This window comes from Mycolicibacterium neworleansense (assembly GCF_001245615.1).
Classification (GTDB): Bacteria; Actinomycetota; Actinomycetes; order Mycobacteriales; family Mycobacteriaceae; genus Mycobacterium; species Mycobacterium neworleansense.
Genome location: NZ_CWKH01000003.1, coordinates 333894 through 352805, shown reverse-complemented (window position 1 = coordinate 352805; position 18912 = coordinate 333894). Strand labels below are relative to the sequence as shown.

Annotated in this window: 20 protein-coding genes; 14 read left to right on the top strand and 6 right to left on the bottom strand. The window is 67.2% G+C overall.

All coding sequences use genetic code 11. From position 1 onward, the window contains the following. The first annotated feature begins 181 nt into the window (after positions 1-181). On the top strand, positions 182-1039 hold the full coding sequence (locus BN2156_RS26165) for a DUF559 domain-containing protein (RefSeq protein ID WP_090518566.1): 858 nt from the start codon (positions 182-184) through the stop codon (positions 1037-1039). 74 nt (positions 1040-1113) lie between these two features. Here the strand turns inward: BN2156_RS26165 and BN2156_RS26160 are convergent, their stop codons facing one another. Continuing rightward, complete coding sequence (locus BN2156_RS26160; protein ID WP_090517896.1) at positions 1114-2331, bottom strand: acetyl-CoA C-acetyltransferase; 1218 nt, start codon at positions 2329-2331, stop codon at positions 1114-1116. Between the two features lie 45 nt (positions 2332-2376). Next, complete coding sequence (locus BN2156_RS26155) at positions 2377-3324, bottom strand: SGNH/GDSL hydrolase family protein (protein WP_090517895.1); 948 nt, start codon at positions 3322-3324, stop codon at positions 2377-2379. 192 nt (positions 3325-3516) lie between these two features. On the opposite strand from BN2156_RS26155, the gene BN2156_RS26150 reads away from it, so the two are divergent. The 5 genes from BN2156_RS26150 (at position 3517) to BN2156_RS26130 (ending at position 9183) form a co-directional block, all read left to right on the top strand. Then, on the top strand, positions 3517-4554 hold the full coding sequence (locus BN2156_RS26150) for an alpha/beta hydrolase (RefSeq protein ID WP_090518565.1): 1038 nt from the start codon (positions 3517-3519) through the stop codon (positions 4552-4554). A gap of 29 nt (positions 4555-4583) precedes the next feature. Continuing rightward, positions 4584-5978, top strand: coding sequence for a cystathionine beta-synthase (locus BN2156_RS26145; RefSeq protein WP_090517894.1), 1395 nt, complete (start codon positions 4584-4586; stop codon positions 5976-5978). 270 nt (positions 5979-6248) lie between these two features. Further along, on the top strand, positions 6249-7346 hold the full coding sequence (locus tag BN2156_RS30765; RefSeq protein ID WP_090517893.1) for a DUF2189 domain-containing protein: 1098 nt from the start codon (positions 6249-6251) through the stop codon (positions 7344-7346). Positions 7347-7456: 110 nt separating this feature from the next. Further along, entirely contained in the window at positions 7457-7966 is a 510-nt protein-coding gene (locus BN2156_RS26135; protein WP_235625503.1) for a TM2 domain-containing protein, read from the top strand. Positions 7967-8025: 59 nt separating this feature from the next. After that, on the top strand, positions 8026-9183 hold the full coding sequence (locus BN2156_RS26130) for a cystathionine gamma-synthase (protein WP_090517891.1): 1158 nt from the start codon (positions 8026-8028) through the stop codon (positions 9181-9183). A gap of 13 nt (positions 9184-9196) precedes the next feature. Here the strand turns inward: BN2156_RS26130 and BN2156_RS26125 are convergent, their stop codons facing one another. The 3 genes from BN2156_RS26125 to BN2156_RS26115 form a co-directional block, all read right to left on the bottom strand. Next, positions 9197-9868 (bottom strand): GOLPH3/VPS74 family protein, encoded by a 672-nt coding sequence (locus BN2156_RS26125; protein WP_090517890.1) that lies wholly within the window; start codon positions 9866-9868, stop codon positions 9197-9199. 35 nt (positions 9869-9903) lie between these two features. Next, positions 9904-10398, bottom strand: a complete 495-nt coding sequence (greA, locus tag BN2156_RS26120) for a transcription elongation factor GreA (RefSeq protein WP_019346394.1) — start codon at positions 10396-10398, stop codon at positions 9904-9906. A gap of 236 nt (positions 10399-10634) precedes the next feature. Continuing rightward, a complete protein-coding gene (locus tag BN2156_RS26115; RefSeq protein ID WP_090517889.1) occupies positions 10635-11057 on the bottom strand; it encodes a DUF4307 domain-containing protein in 423 nt (140 codons plus the stop codon). 117 nt (positions 11058-11174) lie between these two features. Here BN2156_RS26115 and mca point away from each other — a divergent pair, with 117 nt between their 5' ends. From mca to BN2156_RS26095, 4 genes are read left to right on the top strand one after another with little or no spacing between them, the layout of a single operon-like run. After that, entirely contained in the window at positions 11175-12041 is an 867-nt protein-coding gene (mca, locus tag BN2156_RS26110) for a mycothiol conjugate amidase Mca (protein ID WP_090517888.1), read from the top strand. Next, positions 12038-12340 (top strand): hypothetical protein, encoded by a 303-nt coding sequence (locus tag BN2156_RS26105; protein WP_090517887.1) that lies wholly within the window; start codon positions 12038-12040, stop codon positions 12338-12340. Before mca ends, BN2156_RS26105 begins: the two co-directional genes overlap by 4 nt. Next, positions 12321-14330 carry a thioredoxin domain-containing protein gene (locus tag BN2156_RS26100; RefSeq protein WP_235625502.1) on the top strand — a complete coding sequence of 670 codons (2010 nt, stop codon included), beginning with the start codon at positions 12321-12323 and terminating at the stop codon, positions 14328-14330. Before BN2156_RS26105 ends, BN2156_RS26100 begins: the two co-directional genes overlap by 20 nt. A gap of 10 nt (positions 14331-14340) precedes the next feature. Beyond that, positions 14341-14715 (top strand): nuclear transport factor 2 family protein, encoded by a 375-nt coding sequence (locus BN2156_RS26095; RefSeq protein ID WP_090518564.1) that lies wholly within the window; start codon positions 14341-14343, stop codon positions 14713-14715. Positions 14716-14764: 49 nt separating this feature from the next. Here BN2156_RS26095 and trhA read toward each other — a convergent pair whose 3' ends face one another. Further along, positions 14765-15508: a PAQR family membrane homeostasis protein TrhA gene (gene trhA / locus BN2156_RS26090; RefSeq protein WP_090517885.1), complete on the bottom strand. Its 744-nt coding sequence runs from the start codon at positions 15506-15508 to the stop codon at positions 14765-14767. Positions 15509-15563: 55 nt separating this feature from the next. Here trhA and BN2156_RS26085 point away from each other — a divergent pair, with 55 nt between their 5' ends. The 4 genes from BN2156_RS26085 (at position 15564) to BN2156_RS26070 (ending at position 18844) form a co-directional block, all read left to right on the top strand. Continuing rightward, the gene (locus BN2156_RS26085) at positions 15564-16355 is read left to right on the top strand and encodes a (2Z,6E)-farnesyl diphosphate synthase (RefSeq protein ID WP_090517884.1); all 792 of its coding nucleotides are present in this window, start codon (positions 15564-15566) and stop codon (positions 16353-16355) included. A gap of 20 nt (positions 16356-16375) precedes the next feature. Beyond that, on the top strand, positions 16376-17749 hold the full coding sequence (locus tag BN2156_RS26080; protein ID WP_090517883.1) for a hypothetical protein: 1374 nt from the start codon (positions 16376-16378) through the stop codon (positions 17747-17749). Between the two features lie 136 nt (positions 17750-17885). Then, positions 17886-18311, top strand: a complete 426-nt coding sequence (locus BN2156_RS26075) for a hypothetical protein (RefSeq protein WP_090518563.1) — start codon at positions 17886-17888, stop codon at positions 18309-18311. Positions 18312-18430: 119 nt separating this feature from the next. Continuing rightward, positions 18431-18844 carry a hypothetical protein gene (locus BN2156_RS26070; RefSeq protein ID WP_090517882.1) on the top strand — a complete coding sequence of 138 codons (414 nt, stop codon included), beginning with the start codon at positions 18431-18433 and terminating at the stop codon, positions 18842-18844. Positions 18845-18912 lie beyond the last annotated feature (68 nt).

Genomic DNA, 18912 nt, shown 5'->3' with positions numbered 1-18912 from the left:
TTACCGCTGTTGAGTCTGCGCTCAGAGTGCCGAGCCTGCGCTCAGAGCGTGAAATCGCGCGACATCCCGCTCTTGGTGCAGACTCGAAGCGCTGTCCACAGAGTCGATTTCATCCCCAGCCATGACTCGCCCACACTTTCGCTGAACGCCGGTGTCGGAGATTTTCGGCAACGTCGACGTCGTGACCACATTCGACAGCCCGTTCGTCGGCTCAGAAGCGTTGCGGGCAGGTCTGATCCGCAAGCACCAGCTGCGGGCGAACTTTCGCGCCGTACTGCCCGATGTCTACGTGGCCCGGGACTTCAGCCCAGGGTTGGTTGATCGGGCCAGGGCGGCGTGGCTGTGGTCGCACCGCCAGGGAGTGCTGGCAGGCCTCACCGCGGCAGCCCTGCACGGGGCGAGGTGGGTCGATGAATCCGCGCCAATCGAGTTGATCTGGGGCAATGCCAGGAGCCCAACCGGTGTGTGGACATCGGCGAAGCGGTTGCTGTCGGTCGAGATCGGACAGGTCGGCGGGCTGCCGGTGACCACAGCGGAACGCACCGCCTTCGACATCGGCCGCACACCGGGGGCCGGCCGCGCGGTGGCCCGGCTCGATTCCCTTGCCCGGGCAACGGGATTGAAGGTTGGCGACGTCGAAGAAGTGGCAGCCCGGCATCGCGGAGCCCGCGGACTGCGCCAACTGGAAAGGGTGCTTCCGATGGTCGACGCTGGGTCGCAATCCCCGAAGGAAACCTGGCTGCGTCTACTTCTCATCGAGCACGGTCTACCGCGCCCGCAGACTCAGATCCCAGTGATCGGGGCGAATGGCTATCCGTTCGCCTACCTCGACATGGGTTGGACCGAATGGATGGTCGCGGTGGAGTACGACGGGGACCAACACCGCAGTGATCGAACGCAATACGTGAAGGACATCCGCCGAACAGCCGAGCTGGAGCGGATGGGTTGGATCATCGTCAGAGTAGTGGCAGAGGACCGGCCGCCCGAGATCCTGCGAAGAGTTCGCGAAGCAATCACCAGACAAACGACACTGCGCTGAGGGCAACGAGTCTGCGTACAGATCGCGAAATTGCGTGAAATCGCGATCTGTACGCAGACTCGGCGAAAAGCAAACTAGCTCAAGCGCTCCACAACCATCGCCATGCCCTGGCCGCCACCGACACACATGGTCTCGATGCCGAAGGTCTTGTCGTGGGTCTGCAGGTTGTTCAGCAGGGTGGCGGTGATGCGGGCACCGGTCATGCCGAACGGGTGGCCCAGCGCGATCGCGCCGCCGGAGACGTTCAGCTTGTCCTCGTCCATGCCCAGGGCGCGGGCCGAGCCGAGCACCTGCACCGCGAACGCCTCGTTGATCTCGTAGAGGTCGATGTCGTCGATGCCCATCTTGGCGTTGGCGAGGGCCTTCTTGACGGCCTCGATCGGGCCCAGGCCCATGATCTCGGGCGACAGGCCGGACACGCCCGTCGACACCACGCGGGCCAGCGGGGTCAGGCCCAGCTCCTTGGCCCGCACGTCGCTCATCACCACGAGCGCCGCGGCGCCGTCGTTCAGCGGGCAGGCGTTGCCGGCGGTCACGGTGCCGTTGGGACGGAAGACCGGCTTGAGCTGGCTGATCTTCTCGTAGGTGGTGCCGGCACGCGGGCCGTCATCGGTGGAGACGACGGTGCCGTCGGCCAGCGTCACCGGGGTGATCTCACGGGCGAAGAAGCCGTTGTTGATGGCCTCCTCGGCGCGGTTCTGCGAACGCACCGCCCAATGGTCCTGGTCCTCACGGCTGACACCGGTGTGCAGCGCGACGTTCTCGGCGGTCTGGCCCATGGCGAGGTAGACGTCGGGCAGCAGGCCGTCCTCGCGCGGATCGTGCCATTCCTCGGCGCCGGTGGCGGCCTGCTCGCTGCGGGCCATGGCGTCGGCGTACAGCGGGTTCTTGGTGTCGGGCCAGCCGTCGGCATTGCCGCTGGCGAACTGCGACACGGTCTCCACGCCGGCGGAGATGAACGCGTGGCCCTCGCCGGCTTTGATGGCGTGGAAGGCCATCCGGGTGCTCTGCAACGAGGACGAGCAGTAGCGGTTGACGGTGGTGCCGGGCAGGAAGTCGTAGCCCAGCTGGACTGCGACGGTGCGGCCGATGTTGAAGCCGGACTTTCCGCCCGGCTGGCCACAGCCCATGATCAGGTCGTCGATCTCACGCGGGTCCAGAGCGGGAACCTTGTCGAGAACGGCCTTGACCATCTGGGCGGCCAGATCGTCGGGCCGCATGGTGACGAGTGATCCCTTGCCGGCCCGGCCGATGGGCGAGCGGGCAGTGGCAACGATGACGGCTTCAGGCATGACGGCTCCTGGGAGATCGAATGGCTTAGAAAACTCAGGTTGAAACTAGCCCGCGTGCACCACGATGGGTGCGGGCACCCCGGTCGAGCGGCGCCACAACCGGCTGACACCGCCGAGGCGGCCCAGCAATGTGTGGGTGTCGGCGGCGCCGGATTCCAGTGCCGCATCCCCGTCCCACTCGCCCAGGGCGGTGCACAGCGCAGGCAGCAACTGCTTGGCCGCCAGGGCATAGCCGGCGGCCGACGGATGGAACATGTCGTCGGAGAACAGCAGGTCAGGGGACTTGTAGAAGTCCGGGGCCAGCAGATCGGAGAACGGCACGGGTACCCCGCCCGCGGCCCGCACCGCGGCGGCCTGGGCGCGGGCCAGACGCAGGCCGAGATTGCGCGCGACGGTGCGCAGAGGCTGGGGGATGGCGGTGATCACCCCGAAGTCGGGACAGGTGCCGACCACGACGACGGCACCGGCCGAACGCAGCCGGCGTACGGCGTCGCCGACCCGGCGTGCCGACGGCCCGATGCCGTTGGGTTTGGTGATGTCGTTGGCGCCGATCATGATCACGGCGGCATCCGGCGGTGGTCCTGCGACGAACATCGCGTCGATCTGACCGGACAGTCCCTTGGATGTGGCGCCGACAATCGCCTTGGTGCTCAAGCGAACTCGTTCGCCGAACTGCTCGGCCACGCCCCGTGCGATCAGCACGCCCGGCACCTCGTCGGCCACCCGGCAGCCGTAGCCGGTGGCCGTGGAGTCTCCGAAGATCATCAGGTGCAGGTCGAATGGGACGCCGCGTTCCCACTTCTGCACCGGCCCGCCCCCGGGGACATACACGCCGTCGGCGCGCGGCGGGATGTCCCACGACTTGGGGATGACCTGACGAGCCTGGTTGGCCTGCCCGCTCAACAAGTTGCGTGCTCCGATATAGGCCGATCCCGTAGACGCCAACGTCGCCGCAGCGGCAAGGGCGATGGTCGACCGACGCGGTGTGCCCACGAGACCAGTTTAGGTGGATCAGACGGGTTGTCAGCGTGGCGGCGCAGCGTGGCGATCACGGTGCTGTATCAAGTCCGGTATCAATTCAGTTTATTTGACTGTTGAACTGTTTACGGATGTCAAGCTAAGTTACCCGGGTTGTCTGAGTGACGAAGCTCACCTAGCACTACAAAGACGTAGGAAGTGGTGACGATGACTGCACCGAGCAAGGTATCCAGGTCTCATCATGCTGGTATAGGCCCAGCTAGGGCGTACCGCGGGCGTAGGTTTCCGGTCAGTGACGGCGCACCCGTCGAGGTGGTCGAGGACGGCCCGAGCCTGGCAGGCCGACTGGCTTCGCTGGCGGCCATGCTGACAATCAAGCCGACCTTGGCAATTGGTAGCCAGGTACCGCATCTGCCGTGGCCGTTCGGGCTTGTCAATTTCGCCGCCCGGCTGCTCCGCCCGGCCCCCGGGACCATCAAGGCCACCATCGCGCTGCCGCACTGCACCGCGCAGCTCGTTCGGGCCGACGGCGTCCTGCCCGCCGATGGGAAACGCAGCGTCATCCTGTACCTGCACGGCGGTGCGTTCCTGGCCTGCGGGGCCAACACGCACTCCGGGATCGTCACGGCCCTGTCGGGATATGCCGACAGCCCGGTCCTGGTCGTCGATTACCGGATGGTCCCCAAGCACTCGGTGGGCACCGCGCTCGACGACTGTTACGACGCCTACCAGTGGCTGCGGCTGACCGGCTACCAGCCGGACCAGATCGTGCTGGCCGGTGACTCGGCCGGCGGTTACCTGTCGCTGGCGCTGGCCGAGCGGCTACTCGACGAGGACGAGGTCCCGGCCGCGCTGGTGACGATGTCGCCGCTGTTCGAGATCGACAACGAGTCCCGGGCCAATCACCCGAACATGCACTCCGACGCGATGTTCCCGGCCAAGGCGTTCGACGCCCTCGTCGAACTCATCGAAGCCGCGGCCAAACGCAAGGGCGAGCATGTCTACGAGCCGCTCGATCATGTCGAGCCCGGCCTGCCGCGCACGCTGATCCACGCGTCGGGCTCGGAGGTTCTGCTCAGCGATGCGCGAAAAGCCGCGCACATGCTGGCGGCCGCCGGCGTTCCCGTCGAGCTCCGCATCTGGCCCGGTCAGATGCATGTCTTCCAGCTCGCATCACCTCTGGTGTCCGAAGCGAAGCGTTCGTTGCGCCAGATCGGCGAATACATTCGAGAGGCCACCTGGTGAGCTTTCGGCGGGCCTGAGACCATTGACGTATGCGCATCGCCAGGCACATCAGTGAGCTCATCGGCAACACCCCGCTGGTTCAGCTGAACTCGGTTGTCCCCGAAGGCTCGGGCAAGGTCCTGGCCAAGATCGAGTACCTGAACCCCGGCGGCAGCTCGAAGGACCGCATCGCGGCCAAGATGATCGAGGCCGCCGAGGCCAGCGGCGAGCTCAAGCCGGGCGGCACCATCGTCGAGCCGACGTCCGGCAACACCGGCGTCGGTCTGGCCCTGGTGGCCCAGACCCGCGGCTACAAGTGCATCTTCGTCTGCCCCGACAAGGTCAGTGAAGACAAGCAGAATGTGTTGCGCGCCTATGGTGCTGACGTCGTGGTGTGCCCGACGGCGGTGCCGCCGGACCACCCGGACAGCTACTACAGCGTCTCCAACCGTCTCGTCGAGGAGATCGACGGCGCCTGGAAGCCCGACCAGTACTCCAACCCGATGGGGCCGGAGAGCCACTACGAGACGACCGGCCCGGAGATCTGGGCCGACACCGAAGGCACCGTCACGCACTTCGTCGCCGGCGTCGGCACCGGCGGCACCATCACCGGTACCGGCCGCTACCTCAAAGAGGTATCGGACGGCAAGGTTCAGGTGATCGGTGCCGATCCCGAGGGCTCGGTGTACTCCGGTGGGACCGGGCGGCCGTACCTGGTGGAAGGCGTCGGCGAGGATTTTTGGCCGTCGGCCTACGACCCGTCGGTGCCCGACGGGATCATCGCCGTCTCCGACGCCGATTCGTTCGACATGACCCGGCGGCTGGCCCGCGAAGAGGCGCTGCTGGTCGGTGGATCCTGCGGTATGGCGGTGGTCGCCGCACTGGAGGTGGCCCGCAAGGCCGGACCGGACTCGGTCGTCGTGGTGCTGCTGCCCGACGGCGGACGCGGTTATCTCTCAAAGATTTTCAACGACGCCTGGATGTCGTCGTACGGGTTCCTGCGCAACCGGCTGGACGGTTCGATCGAGCAGTCCACCGTCGGTGACGTATTGCGCGGCAAGTCCGGCGCGCTGCCCGACCTGGTGCACACCCATCCGTCGGAGACGGTGCGCGACGCGATCGGCATCCTCCGGGAATACGGCGTCTCCCAGATGCCGGTGGTCGGCGCCGAGCCTCCGGTGATGGCCGGCGAAGTTGCCGGCAGCGTGTCCGAACGGGAACTGCTGTCCGCGGTGTTCGAGGGCCGGGCGAAGCTGGCCGACGCGGTCGCCGAGCACATGAGCCCGGCGTTGCCGTTGATCGGTGCGGGGGAACTGGTTTCCACCGCGGCCAAATCGCTGCGGGACTGCGACGCGGTGATGGTCGTCGAGGAGGGCAAGCCCGTCGGCGTGCTGACCCGCCACGACCTGCTCGGATTCCTGTCCGAGGGCGGCGGCAGGCACTAGACAGGCTCGCGGCGCCTCGCGCCGCGTGGAATACCTTGTCTCCAGCTACTTCTCAGCTAGGGTGAGCTGGCCGCGGGCCGGCAAACTCAGACAGCATCACCGCCCACGGCGACGAACGTCCCGATGTGCCCGGCAAATGCGCTCGTGTTGACCTGTCAAACGGGGTTGACGGTGCGTAATCTGCCTGTGGAGCAGTCTGTACATCTAGGTGCTGGCAGAAAGTAGCGTCCGTGCGCGGATCGCTATTGGCAGATGAGGAGAGCTTTCGACGTGACCGATCAACCGCCCCCGCCCGGGAATTACCCGCCGCCGCCAGAGGGTGGATATCCGCCTCCACCTCCGCCCCAGCAGGGTGGTTACCCGCCGCCTCCGCCGCCCGGTGGTGGTGGCTATCCGCCACCTCCTCCCGGTGGTTATCCGCCTCCGCCGCAACAAGGCGGATTCCCGCCCCCGCCCCCGCCGCAGGGTGGCGGCTACCCCCCGCCCGGCGGCTACCCGCCGCCTGGTGGTTACCCGCCTCCCGGCGGTTATCCGCCCCCGCCGCAACAGGGCGGTTACCCGCCGGCCGGCTACCCGGCCGCGGGCGGTCCCGGCTTCGGCGCCGCGCCGTACAGCGTCGGTGACGCCTTCTCCTGGGCCTGGAACAAGTTCCTCAAGCATCCGGTCGAGCTGATCGTGCCGGGTCTGGTGTTCGGTCTGGCATCCGGCGCAATCTGGTTCATCTTCAACCTGATTGCCGGTGCCGTTTCGCCCGATTCCACCAGCACCTACGAGTCCTACGACGACGGCTTCAGCTTCTCGGCATCGTCGGGAGACCTCAGCGTCGCCGGCGGCGCCGTGCTGTTCGTCGGGCTCATCGTGATGCTGATCGTCAGTGGCTGGATCGCCGCGGCATACACCGCAGGGCTGCTCGACATCGCCAACGGCCAGCCCGTGACGCTCGGATCGTTCTTCAAGCCGCGCAATGTCGGAAACGTGATCATCGCGACGGTGATCGTCGGTGCGATCTTTTTCGCGGTCAACTTCGTGCTGCAGCTCCCCACGCTCTTGGTCGGGGCGCTCTGGTTCGTCACGATGCCGCTGGCCTTCATCGCTGACGTGGTGATGGCCGTCTTGTTCCTGTTCACGACGGTCGCCGCCGTCGACCGCAATCTCAAGGGCGTCGACGCGGTCAAGGCAAGCTTCCAACTGGTGAAGCCCAACTTCGGCACGGTGTTTCTCACCGTGCTCGCGATGGTCGCCATCGTGATCATCGGCGCGATCCCGTGCGGGCTCGGCTTGATCATCGCCTACCCCTTGGTTCTGCTCATCCAGGTGTACGCGTGGCGCCGTCTCAGCGGTGGCCAGGTGGCGCCGCTCTCGCAGTAACAAACCGAACCCAACGCCCACGGCGCGTAAGGCGAAAATGTCTGCGCCGTGGGCGTTGTGGTCCGTGACATCATTTGAATCAAGCGCATTCGCAGAAAGTCGGGGCCGCAATGTCTATGCCAAATCAGCCGGGAGACAACTACGGGCTGCCTCCGCAGGGTCCGCCCGCTCAGGGACTGCCCCCGCAGGGTTTCCCGCCGCCGGGTATGCCCCCGCAAGGAATGCCGCCACAGGGATTCCAGCCATACGGCGGGTACCCACCCCAGGGGCCGCCGCCCGGATACCCGGGGCAGCCGCAGCCGTACGGTGCCTATCCCGCTGATCCGGCCGCGCCCTACGGTCGTGACCCCTTGACCGGCGAGCCGCTGTCGGACAAGTCGGCCATCACGGCCGGTCTCCTGCAGTTCTTCCTTGGCGGTTTCGGCATCGGACGCTTCTACATCGGCTCCACCAACATCGGCGCGATCCAGCTGGGCCTGACCATTCTCGGCATCCTCACGTCGTGGCTGATCGTCGGCCTCTTCATCTGTGTCGGCGTCGGAATCTGGGCCGTGGTGGATGCGGTCATGATGTTCACCCGGTCGGTGCCCGACAAGTACGGCCGCAAGCTGCGCAACTGAACCGTCGTGAGGTGGTGGGGCGGGCGCGTTCGTGCCCGCCCCGATAGGCTCGACGCGTTATGAGTGAACAGCGCAGGTGGCACGGTCTGGCCACAAAAGCCATCCACGCCGGTTACCGGCCCGATCCGGGCACCGGAGCCGTCAACACCCCGATCTATGCCAGTTCGACCTTCGCCCAGGACGGCGTCGGCGGGTTGCGCGGCGGATTCGAGTACGCCCGCACCGGAAACCCCACCCGTCAGGCCCTGGAGTCGGCGCTGGCGGCGGTCGAGGAAGCCGCCTACGGGCGCGCGTTCAGCTCGGGCATGGCCGCCACCGACTGTGCGCTGCGTGCAGTCCTGCGGCCCGGCGATCATGTGGTGATCCCCGACGACGCCTACGGCGGTACGTTCAGGCTCATCGACAAGGTGTTCTCCCAGTGGGGAGTCACCCATACCCCGGTCCCGTTGAGCGACCTGGATGCGGTGCGCTCGGCGCTGACCCCGCGCACCCGGCTGATCTGGGTGGAGACCCCGACCAATCCGCTGCTGAGTGTGGCCGACATCGCCGGGATCGTGCAGATCGCATCGTCGTCGGGGGTGAAGGTGTTGGTGGACAACACGTTTGCCTCGCCGGCGCTGCAGCAGCCGCTGCTGTTCGGTGCCGACATCGTGCTGCATTCGACCACCAAGTACATCGGTGGACACTCGGATGTGGTGGGCGGCGCTCTGCTGACCAACGATGAGGAACTCGACGCGGCATTCGCGTTCCTGCAGAACGGCGCCGGGGCGGTGCCGGGACCGTTCGACGCGTACCTGACGATGCGTGGGCTCAAGACGCTGGTGCTGCGGATGCGTCAGCACAGCGAAAACGCCGCGCTGATAGCCGAATTCCTCGACGGGCACCCGGCAGTCGAGACCGTGCTGTATCCCGGTCTGGTCAGCCACCCCAACCACGACGTGGCGGCGCGCCAGATGACCGGGTTCGGTGGGATGGTGAGCCTGCAGTTGCGCGGCGGACCGCGTGCTGCGCGTGAATTGTGCTCGCGGACCGAGCTTTTCATCCTCGCGGAATCGCTCGGCGGGGTGGAATCGTTGATCGAGTACCCGGGGGCCATGACGCATGCGTCGACCGCGGGCTCGCAGCTGGAGGTGCCCGACAACCTGGTGCGCCTGTCGGTGGGTATCGAGCACGCCGCCGATCTGCTGGCCGACCTCGAACAGGCCCTCGGCAAGTAACGCCGGGGAAACCCTAGGCCATCAGGGCCGGACGCAACGCCGCCGTCGTCACTGCCAGATTCATCTCGGGCAGTGCCGACGCGGACTCGTCCAGCCAAAAGCCCGTGGCGATTTCGGTGGACCGGGCATGCACCCACCGCCAGCCCCGGTCGTTGAGGCTCAGCACGGCGCCCAGGCCGTCCACGGCATGCAGCAGGCAGATGATCGCGGCGATGGCCGGTACCGGGTTGTGGCCGTCGAACAAGGCGGCCAGCAGGGCCGCCCGGGCATTGCTGACCCGGTCCCGGTTGGTCAGCGGCCAGCAGTACACCGTCTTGCCGGGAAACCCCTTGCCGGGCATGCGGACCCGACGGATCTGCCCCAGCCGTTCGAGATGCTGCTCCAGGTTCGACTGGGTGTGCCTGCCGAGCTTGGCCAGTGCGGTACCGGCCGGCAACGGACGGCGTTGCAGTAGCTCGAACGCGGGGTCACCCACCGGGTCGGCGGGCCAATCACCGGCCAACGCGATCAGCCGACCGGCTTCGATCGGTTCGCCGGTCATGGCCGGGCGGATACGGCAGGCGTAGGCGAGATCCAGCAGAACTGCGGCGCTGAGTACTTTCTCCCTGCGGTGGCGGTCAAGCCCGGGCTGAGCGGCTGCGTTGTCCAGCAACAGCAAGAACAGGTCTTCGGCGATCTGCGCCATTTCCCCGACTGTAGTGCTTTGCCCGGGCTGTTCCGTCAGGCGTGGTAGGGCTCGGCGCTGACGAGGGTGACCTTGACGGTGTTGCCGTTGGGCACGGTGTAGGTGCGCGACTCGCCGACCTTGGCGTCGATCAGTGCGCTGCCCAGCGGTGAGTTGGGGGAGTACACCTCGAGCTTGCCGTCGCTGATGCCCTCCTGGCGGGTGGCGATCAGGAACGTCTCGGTGTCCTTCTTGTCGTCGTCGTAGTACACCTTGACGACCGAACCGGGCAGCGCGACGCCGGACTGCTTGGGAGCCTCGCCGACCTTGGCGTTGTTGAGCAGCTCCTGCAGCTGACGGATGCGGGCCTCCTGCTGGCCCTGCTCCTCGCGGGCGGCGTGATAGCCGCCGTTCTCGCGCAGGTCGCCCTCTTCGCGACGGTCGTTGATCTCGGCGGCGATCACCGGCCGGTTGGCGATCAGCTGATCGAGCTCCGCCTTCAACCGGTCGAATGCTTCCTGAGTGAGCCAGGTGACCTGTGTGTCGGTCATGTTCTCGCGCTCCTGTCTAGTGCTTTGCGGCGCTCTCGCGCCTTCCTCGCGTACGAAGTCCGTCGTTTCCGGGCCGGGGTCAGGCGCGTGTATTGCCGCGAGCGTCAGCGCCTAATCGAGGGCTAATGCAGCAATACACGGCCCCAGCGAGGAACCGTGTATCGGACAATCGTACCACCGAGCGGCCAACGAATCTTCACGTAATGGCTGTTCGACGTTTGTTGCGGGCGTCGAAATCAGGGCGCCACCAGGTAAGACGGTACGTCCGTCCCGCAACCATAGACATCGCCGATCACGGGGGGTCGGCTGGATTTCACCTCCGCGGTCACCTGCACCACGGTTTGATCCGACGGGCCCACCAGGATCTCGCGCCGGCCGGTCTCGCTGCCGTCGATCGAGCGGGCCCGGACGATGCACACCACGGGCTTCGACGGGTCGGGACGGGTCACCCCGATCGTCACCGACACGGTCTGGTTGTCGATCAGCTCGTAGGCCGAGAGCTCGCCCTTCACCTCACCGGTGCCAAGCCGCTGGAAGGCCACTACCGCGAGGATCACACCCGCTGCCACCACCAGACCGACCAGGGCAAACGTGATCCATCGCCGGGTCCGGCGGGACAATTGGCGGGATCCGTAGCGGGCGGCGGGGCGTTCGATCATCAGAACTGGAACTATAGGGCGAGACAGATTGGCCACCCGAGCCCGGCACCGGGCTACCGGCTGTGGGCTTGGGTATCGGGCATAGGTAAGAGGACGCCGTAGTTAGATGAAAGCGAAATGAGTGAACTGCGGTTGATGGCGGTGCATGCCCACCCGGACGACGAGTCCAGCAAGGGGGCGGCTACCACCGCGCGCTATGCGGCTGAAGGTGTGCGCGTCATGGTCGTGACGCTCACCGGCGGAGAGCGCGGCGACATTCTCAATCCGGCGATGGACATCCCCGAGGTCCACGGCCGGATCTCCGAGGTGCGCCGCGACGAGATGGCCAAGGCGGCCGAGATCCTCGGCGTCGAGCACCACTGGCTGGGTTTCGTCGACTCGGGGCTGCCCGAGGGCGATCCGCTGCCCCCGTTGCCGGACGGGTGTTTCGCATGTGTGCCGCTCGAGGAGCCGGTCCGCCGCCTGGTCCAGGTGATCCGGGAATTCCAGCCCCACGTGCTGACCACCTACGACGAGAACGGCGGCTACCCGCATCCCGACCACATCCGCTGCCACCAGGTGTCGGTGGCGGCCTACGAGGCGGCGGCCGACTACCGGCTGTACCCCGAGGCCGGGACGCCCTGGGCCGTGTCGAAGCTGTATTACAACCACGGCTTCCTGCGCCAGCGCATGCAACTGCTGCAGGACGAATTCGCCAAGAACGGTCAGCAGGGACCCTTCGCCAAATGGCTGGAGCACTGGGACCCCGATCACGACATATTCGCCAACCGGGTCACCACCCGTGTTGAATGCTCGGAGTACTTCAGTCAGCGGGACGATGCGCTGCGCGCGCACGCGACCCAGATCGACCCGAAAGGCGACTTCTTCCATGCGCCGATCGAGTGGCAGCAGCGGCTGTGGCCGACTGAAGAGTTCGAGTTGGCGCGGTCGCGCGTGCCGGTGAATCTGCCGGAAGACGACCTGTTCACCGGGATTGAGAAATGATCGACACTTTGACCGCAGTGGTCACACTGCTCGCCGAGGAGCCCCGAAATACCGGGCCCGAGTTCGGTAAGGCCACCCCGCTGGGCCTGCTGGTCACGGTGGCGTTGCTGATCGGCACCTTCGCGCTGGTCTGGTCGATGAACCGGCATCTGCGCAAGCTGCCCGAATCCTTCGACCGGGAACACCCCGAGCCGGACCAGGCTGCCGATGAAGGCACCGTCGAGAACACCGAAGGCGATGCGGCCGACACCACTCCCGATGACCGCCAGGGTCAGTCACGTGAGCAGGGTGGCGGGTAACACGCTCGGCGGGTCAACCAGCCCGTATCTCCGCCAGCACGCCGACAATCCGGTGCACTGGCGAGAATGGACGCCCGAGGCGCTCGCCGAGGCCGCCTCGCGGGACGTCCCCATCCTGCTGTCCATCGGCTACGCGGCGTGTCACTGGTGCCATGTGATGGCGCATGAGTCGTTCGCCGACGCCGACGTGGCCGCGGTGCTCAACGACGGCTTCGTCTGCATCAAGGTCGACCGCGAGGAGCGCCCCGACCTGGACGCGGTCTACATGAACGCCACCGTGGCGCTGACCGGACAGGGCGGCTGGCCGATGACCTGCTTCCTGACCCCCGACGGCCGGCCGTTCTTCTGCGGCACCTACTACCCGAAACTTGGCTTCCTGCAGCTGTTGGACGCGGTCGCCGAGACCTGGCGCGACCGGCGCGACGAGGTCGAGCGGGCCTCCGATCAGATCGCCACCGAGCTGCGGAAGATGTCCGCCGGGCTGCCCGGCGGCGGGGCGCCGGTCGGCCCGGTGTTGTGTGACCATGCCGTGGCCGCGGTGTTGCACGACGAGGACGAGACGTACGGCGGCTTCGGCGGCGCACCCAAGTTCCCGCCCTCAGCGCTGCTGGAAGGTTTGCTGCGCCACCACGAACGCACGGGATCCGCCCCGGCCCTGGCGGCCGTGCAGCGCACCTGTTCGGCGATGGCTCGCGGCGGCATCTACGACCAGCTGGCCGGTGGATTCGCCCGCTACAGCGTCGACCCGCACTGGGTGGTGCCGCATTTCGAGAAGATGCTCTACGACAACGCGCTGCTGCTGCGGGCCTATGCGCATCTGGCGCGCCGCACCGGAGATCCGTTGGCGCGCAGGATCGCTGACGAGACCGCGGCGTTCATCGGGTCGGATCTGGGCGCCGATGGCATGTTCACCTCGTCGTTGGATGCCGATGCCGGCGGGCGTGAGGGGCTGACCTACGTGTGGACGCCGGCCGAACTGCGCTCGGTTCTGGGCGATGACGACGGCGCTTGGGCGGCTTCGCTTTTCGGGGTGACCGAGCGCGGCACATTCGAACACGGAGCCTCGGTGCTGCAGCTGCACCGCGATCCCGACGACGTAGCGCGGTTCGAGTCGGTGCGTGCGGCGTTGTCGGCCGCCCGGGCTTCGCGTCCCCAGCCGGCGCGGGACGACAAGGTGGTGACGGCCTGGAACGGGCTGGCCATCACCGCACTGGCCGAAGCCTCGGTGGCTCTCGAACGGCCCGAATACCTTTCCGCGGCACTCGAATGCGCACGCCGGCTCCTTGATCTGCACGTGGTCGACGGCCGATTGCGCCGCGCCAGCCTCGGCGGCCGAGTAGGGGAGAGCGCGGCGATCCTGGAGGACCACGCGGCGCTGGCCACCGCGCTGCTGGCGCTGTACCAGCTCACCGGTTTCGGGTTGTCCGAGGCGGTCGTGTTGCTCGATACGGCGTTGGAGCACTTCGCCGATCCCGATCAGCCGGGTCGCTGGTTCGACACCGCGGACGACGCCGAGAAACTCATGGTGCGTCCCGCCGACCCGATCGACGGTGCCACGCCGTCAGGTGCCTCGCTGATCGCCGAGGCGCTGCAGGGCGCCGGGTACCTGACCGGGTCTGGGCGCTATGTCGATGTGGCACAGGCGACTTTGTCCTCGGCCACACCGATCCTGGCGCGCGCCGCCCGGTCCGGCGGGCACTGGCTGGCGGTCGCCGAGGCGCAGGTGTGCGGACCGATCCAGATCGCGGTGGCCGGTGATCCGTCGTCGGACCTGTTGACCGCGGCGCGGCGGCTGGCCCCCGGTGGTGCACTGGTGGTCGGGGGCCCGGTCGACTCATCAGAACTGCTCAAGGATCGCGACCGGGTCGACGGCGTCGACGCCGCCTACGTATGTCGCGGCACGACGTGCGACCTGCCCGTCACCACGGTCGGGGACCTCGCCGTCTCGCTGGGTGGTGATCCGCCAGACGGCGGAACGGGCGCCGTGTAGCCTCGCGGCCATGCCCAACGCCGAGCAGATCACCCAGACCGTCAACCGCTACCTCGAATTGGTCTCCAGCGGAACCGCTGACGAGATCGCCGAGCTGTACGCCGACGATGCGACCGTCGAGGATCCGGTGGGCGGCGGTGAGGTCCACATCGGACGGGCCGCCATCCGCGGCTTCTACGCCAACGTGGAGAACGTCAAGGGCAAGGCCGAGCTGGTGACGCTGCGGGTGGCCGGCCACGAGGCCGCCTTCCACTTCCGGCTCACGCTCGACTTCGGCACCAGCAGCATGCGGATCGAGCCCATCGACGTGATGGTGTTCAACGACGAAGGCAAGATCACCGCGATGAAGGCCTACTGGTCGCAGGCCGACGCCGTCACCCTCTAGTCCTTGCCGCAGGCCCCGCATCACCTTTGGGTGGTGCGGGGCTTTCGCGTCAGAAGACGGCGAACCACATGGCGATGTAGTGACAGATCGCCGCCACCGCCGTGCAGGCGTGGAAGAACTCGTGATGGCCGAAGGTGGTCGGCCACGGGTTGGGCCATTTGAGTGCGTAGAGCACGCCGCCGATGCTGTACAGCGCGCCGCCGACGATCAGCAGGACCACCGCGGCCACACCGGCCCCGTGCATGATCGGCCCGATGAACCAGGCCGCCACCCAGCCCAACAGGATGTAGAGCGGGACGCCGAGCCAGCGCGGTGCCGACGGCCAGAACATCTTGAGCAGCACGCCCGCGATCGCCCCACCCCACACGATCCAGAACAGCACCATGCCTTTGGATTCCGGCAAGGCCAGCAGGGCGAACGGGGTGTAGCTGCCGGCGATGAAGATGAAGATCATCGAGTGATCGAGGCGCTTCATCCATTTGCGGGCGCGCTCGGATTTCCAGTTCACCCGGTGATAGGTGCCGCTGACGGTGAACATCGCCACGATCGTGAAGGTGTAGAGCAGTGTCGCCAGCCCGGCCCGGGTCGATTCCACCGACCACGACACCGACACCAGGGCCGCTCCGGCGATGAATGCGACGACCGCCGAGTACACGTGGATCCAGCCGCGGGCGCGCGGTTTGCCGAGGAACTGGGCGACGCCTTCGGCGACGGCTTCGGGCAGGTCTTCTGCGGGCCGGCTCAGTGCGGCCGCGGAACGGTAGGGCTTGGTGCTACCCGTCGGCGCGGTCATCTCACCTCCATTGGAACCATGGTCTACCCCGACGCTCACAGTAGTCTGGACTCTCGTGGACATCATTCCCCCGCGACTCAAGGAACCGGCCTATCGGCTCTACGAGATGCGGTTGCGTCACGAGCTGGCGCAGTCCCGATCTGAACTACCTCGTCACATCGCGGTGTTGTGCGACGGGAACCGCCGCTGGGCGCGTGACGCGGGTTACGACGACGTCAGCATCGGCTACCGGATGGGTGCGGCCAAGATCGCCGAGATGCTGCGCTGGTGTCAGGCCGCCGGTATCGAGATGACGACGGTCTACCTGCTCTCGACCGAGAACCTGCAACGCGACCCCGAAGAGCTGTCGGCCCTGCTCGAGATCATCACCGACGTGGTCGAGGAGATCTGCGCCCCGTCGAACACCTGGACGGTGCGCACCGTCGGTGACCTGGAGTTGTTGGGGGAGGAGCCGGCCCGCCGGCTGCGTGAGGCCGTCGAATCGACCAACGGCCGGGGCGGGCAGTTCCATGTGAACGTCGCCGTCGCCTACGGGGGACGCCAGGAGATCGTCGATGCGGTGCGCTCGTTGTTGTCGAAGGAACTGGCCAATGGCGCCACCGCCGAACAACTCGTCGAAGCGGTCACCGTCGACGGCATCTCGGAGAACCTCTACACCTCAGGGCAACCCGATCCGGACCTGGTGATCCGCACCTCGGGTGAGCAACGCCTGTCCGGATTCCTGTTGTGGCAGAGCGCATATTCGGAGATGTGGTTCACCGAGGCGTACTGGCCCGCCTTCCGCCGCGTCGATTTCCTGCGCGCGCTGCGCGATTACACGGCCCGGCACCGTCGCTTCGGAAAGTAGGCGCGTGCCAAACTGAAGCTATGGCTGCGCTGTCGGCAGTGGTCTTCACGCTCAGCTGGTGGCTGGGTCTTTACCTGCTCGCCCGCGACCCGCGTAAGCCCGTCCTCGTCCTCGCGGCGATCGGGCTGACCAGCTTCGCGCTGGTCGTCGCGCTGGACGCCGTGCGGCTGGTCACCGGCTCGGAAGTGCTCAGCCGCATCGAGATCTATCTGGTGGCGCTGCCGGGCATCGCCTGGTTCGCGGTCATGGTCGAACTCGCCCGCCCGGCCGACACCTTCCGCTCCCGCGCCGGGGAGATCGCCGCGATCTTCGCCGTCGCGGTGCTGGCGATGGCCGGGGCCGGACTGGCCGGCAGTGTCGACGGCCCGCTCCGCACCGGGCACTGGGTGATGTTCGCGGTGATCTCGCTGTCCGCGCTGGGCGCCATGATCAAGGCTGTGCTCGGCGGTGCGAAACCCCGGTCGGTGGTGGGTTTCATCATCGTCGCGACGCTGTTCTTCGCCCTGGGCAACGTGATTTTGGTCATCCCGCTCGGGTTACTGCCGAGCTGGTTGGCCCTGGCCTCCACGGGATTCGACGTCGCGCTGCTCGGAGTGGCCGTCGCGATCTGGGACGCATTCGACGAAGGCCAGGCACTGCGGGTGGACATGCGCCGCTCGATCATCGGCACGCTGGTGGTCGCGGTTCCGTTCGGGGCCCAGGCCCTGGTCGGGATGGTGGTACTGGATTCGGGCACCGGCCGCACCGTGATGACGATTCTGTTGTTCACCAGCCTGGCCGTCGCCGTGGCGGTGGAGGTCCTGGCCGACCCGCTGGCCGGACTGCTCGACCGGCTGGCCTTCTCGCGGTCCCCGGACCTTCGCGCCGACCGTGAAGCGCTGCGCCAGACCGAGGCCGCGCTGCCGCTGCGGTCCGATCACCCGTTGGGCGGCATCGACGACGACGCCTTCGCCCGGCTCACCCGTCGCGCCCTGGGCCACTACGGCGACCTTTCCAAACTGGTCGCCAGCCCGCTGACCGCCCTGCCTGCCATCGATGTCCGGCTGGCCGAGCGCGGGGCGCCGGACCAGCCGCTGGAACGGGCCAACGAACTCAAGGCACTGTTGGCCGACCGCATCGCCGCGCTCAAGCCCCGCGACGGCGGCGACTTCGGCACCACCGAGCAGTGGCGCCACTACAACTCGCTTTACTTCCCCTACGTCGTCGGGGTCCGCGCCTACGCGCAGAACGCCACCGCGGCCGGGCTCGACCCGGTCGCGCGGCAGGCCTGGCAGTGGCTGGTCACCGAGGTGCCGCAGCGCTCACTGCACAACTGGCAGAACGCGGCGGCTCGGGTGATCGCCGCGGACCTGCGCGGCGACCTGGCGCCGGTGGCCGGGTCGGCCGGCCGGTAGATTTCCCGCTTTCTCAAAACAGCGCTGACCTGGGCTTGGCAGTGGTTGGCAGTGATTGGCGTCGATCTGGCAGCGCCCGGTGAGCAGTGTCGAGGGTGTTCCACCAATCGACACCCTCATCGCCGAGGAGCCCGACATGACCGCGATCCTGAACCGACCTCGAACCGACTCCACTGCCGGAGCGGCCCCGGACGACTTCCTGCTGCGGTTCGCCCTACGAGCTGATGCCACCGTGTGTGCCGGCGTCGGTCTGCTGGTGGCGATGGCCGCCGATCAGCTGGCCCGCATCGCCGGTTTGTCGGCCACAGCCGGATGGTTCGTCGGCGCCGCCCTCGTGGGTTACGGCGCGCTGCTGTACGTCCTGGCTGCGGTCTCGCACGTCCGGCGCGTGGGCGTCGCGGTCCTCGCCGGCAACGTCGTCTTCGCGATCTCCACGGTCATCGCCATCGTGGCCCATTGGTTGCCGTTGACCGGGGCCGGTGTCGAGTTGGTACTCGGATTCGTCAGCGCCACCGTCGTGTTGGCCTGGCTGCAATACCGCGGAGTGCGCCGTCTGGCGTGACTCCTCCCCGAGCCGGTGCGGGGTGCCCGGCGGAAGAGGTTACGGCGAGTATCCCCGCACCGTGCTCCACACCTTCAGTGAATGCATGACAGGAAATCACCACCGGAAGAAGGAGAATCATGACCGCCATCACCGCCACCGGAACCGCGGGCACCAGGAAGGCAGCCGATTCGCTGCTGCGCCTGGCGATGCGGCTCGACGCAGTCCTCGTCGGCATCAGCGGTATCGCACTGCTGGCCGCGGCCGGGTGGTTCGCCGATCTCACCGGGCTGCCGAAATCCGTCGAATATGGCGTCGGCGTCTTCTCGGTCGTCTACGGCATCGCGGTGTTCGCCCTCGCCGGCATCGAGCGGGTACGCCCCGCCGGTATCGGCACGGTGATCGCCAACGCCGCCTGCACGGTGATCGCATTGGTCGCCGTATTCACCATGACGCTCACCACCGCGGGCGTGGTGTTCGTCATCGGCACCGGCATCTACACGCTGGCGATGGCTGAGCTGCAGTACGTCGGCGTCCGGCGGATCCCGGCCTGACCCCTCGCAACGCCCAGAGCCCAAGGGTTCTGGGCGTTGCCCGTGCGCGGGCTGATAATCGTCGGGTG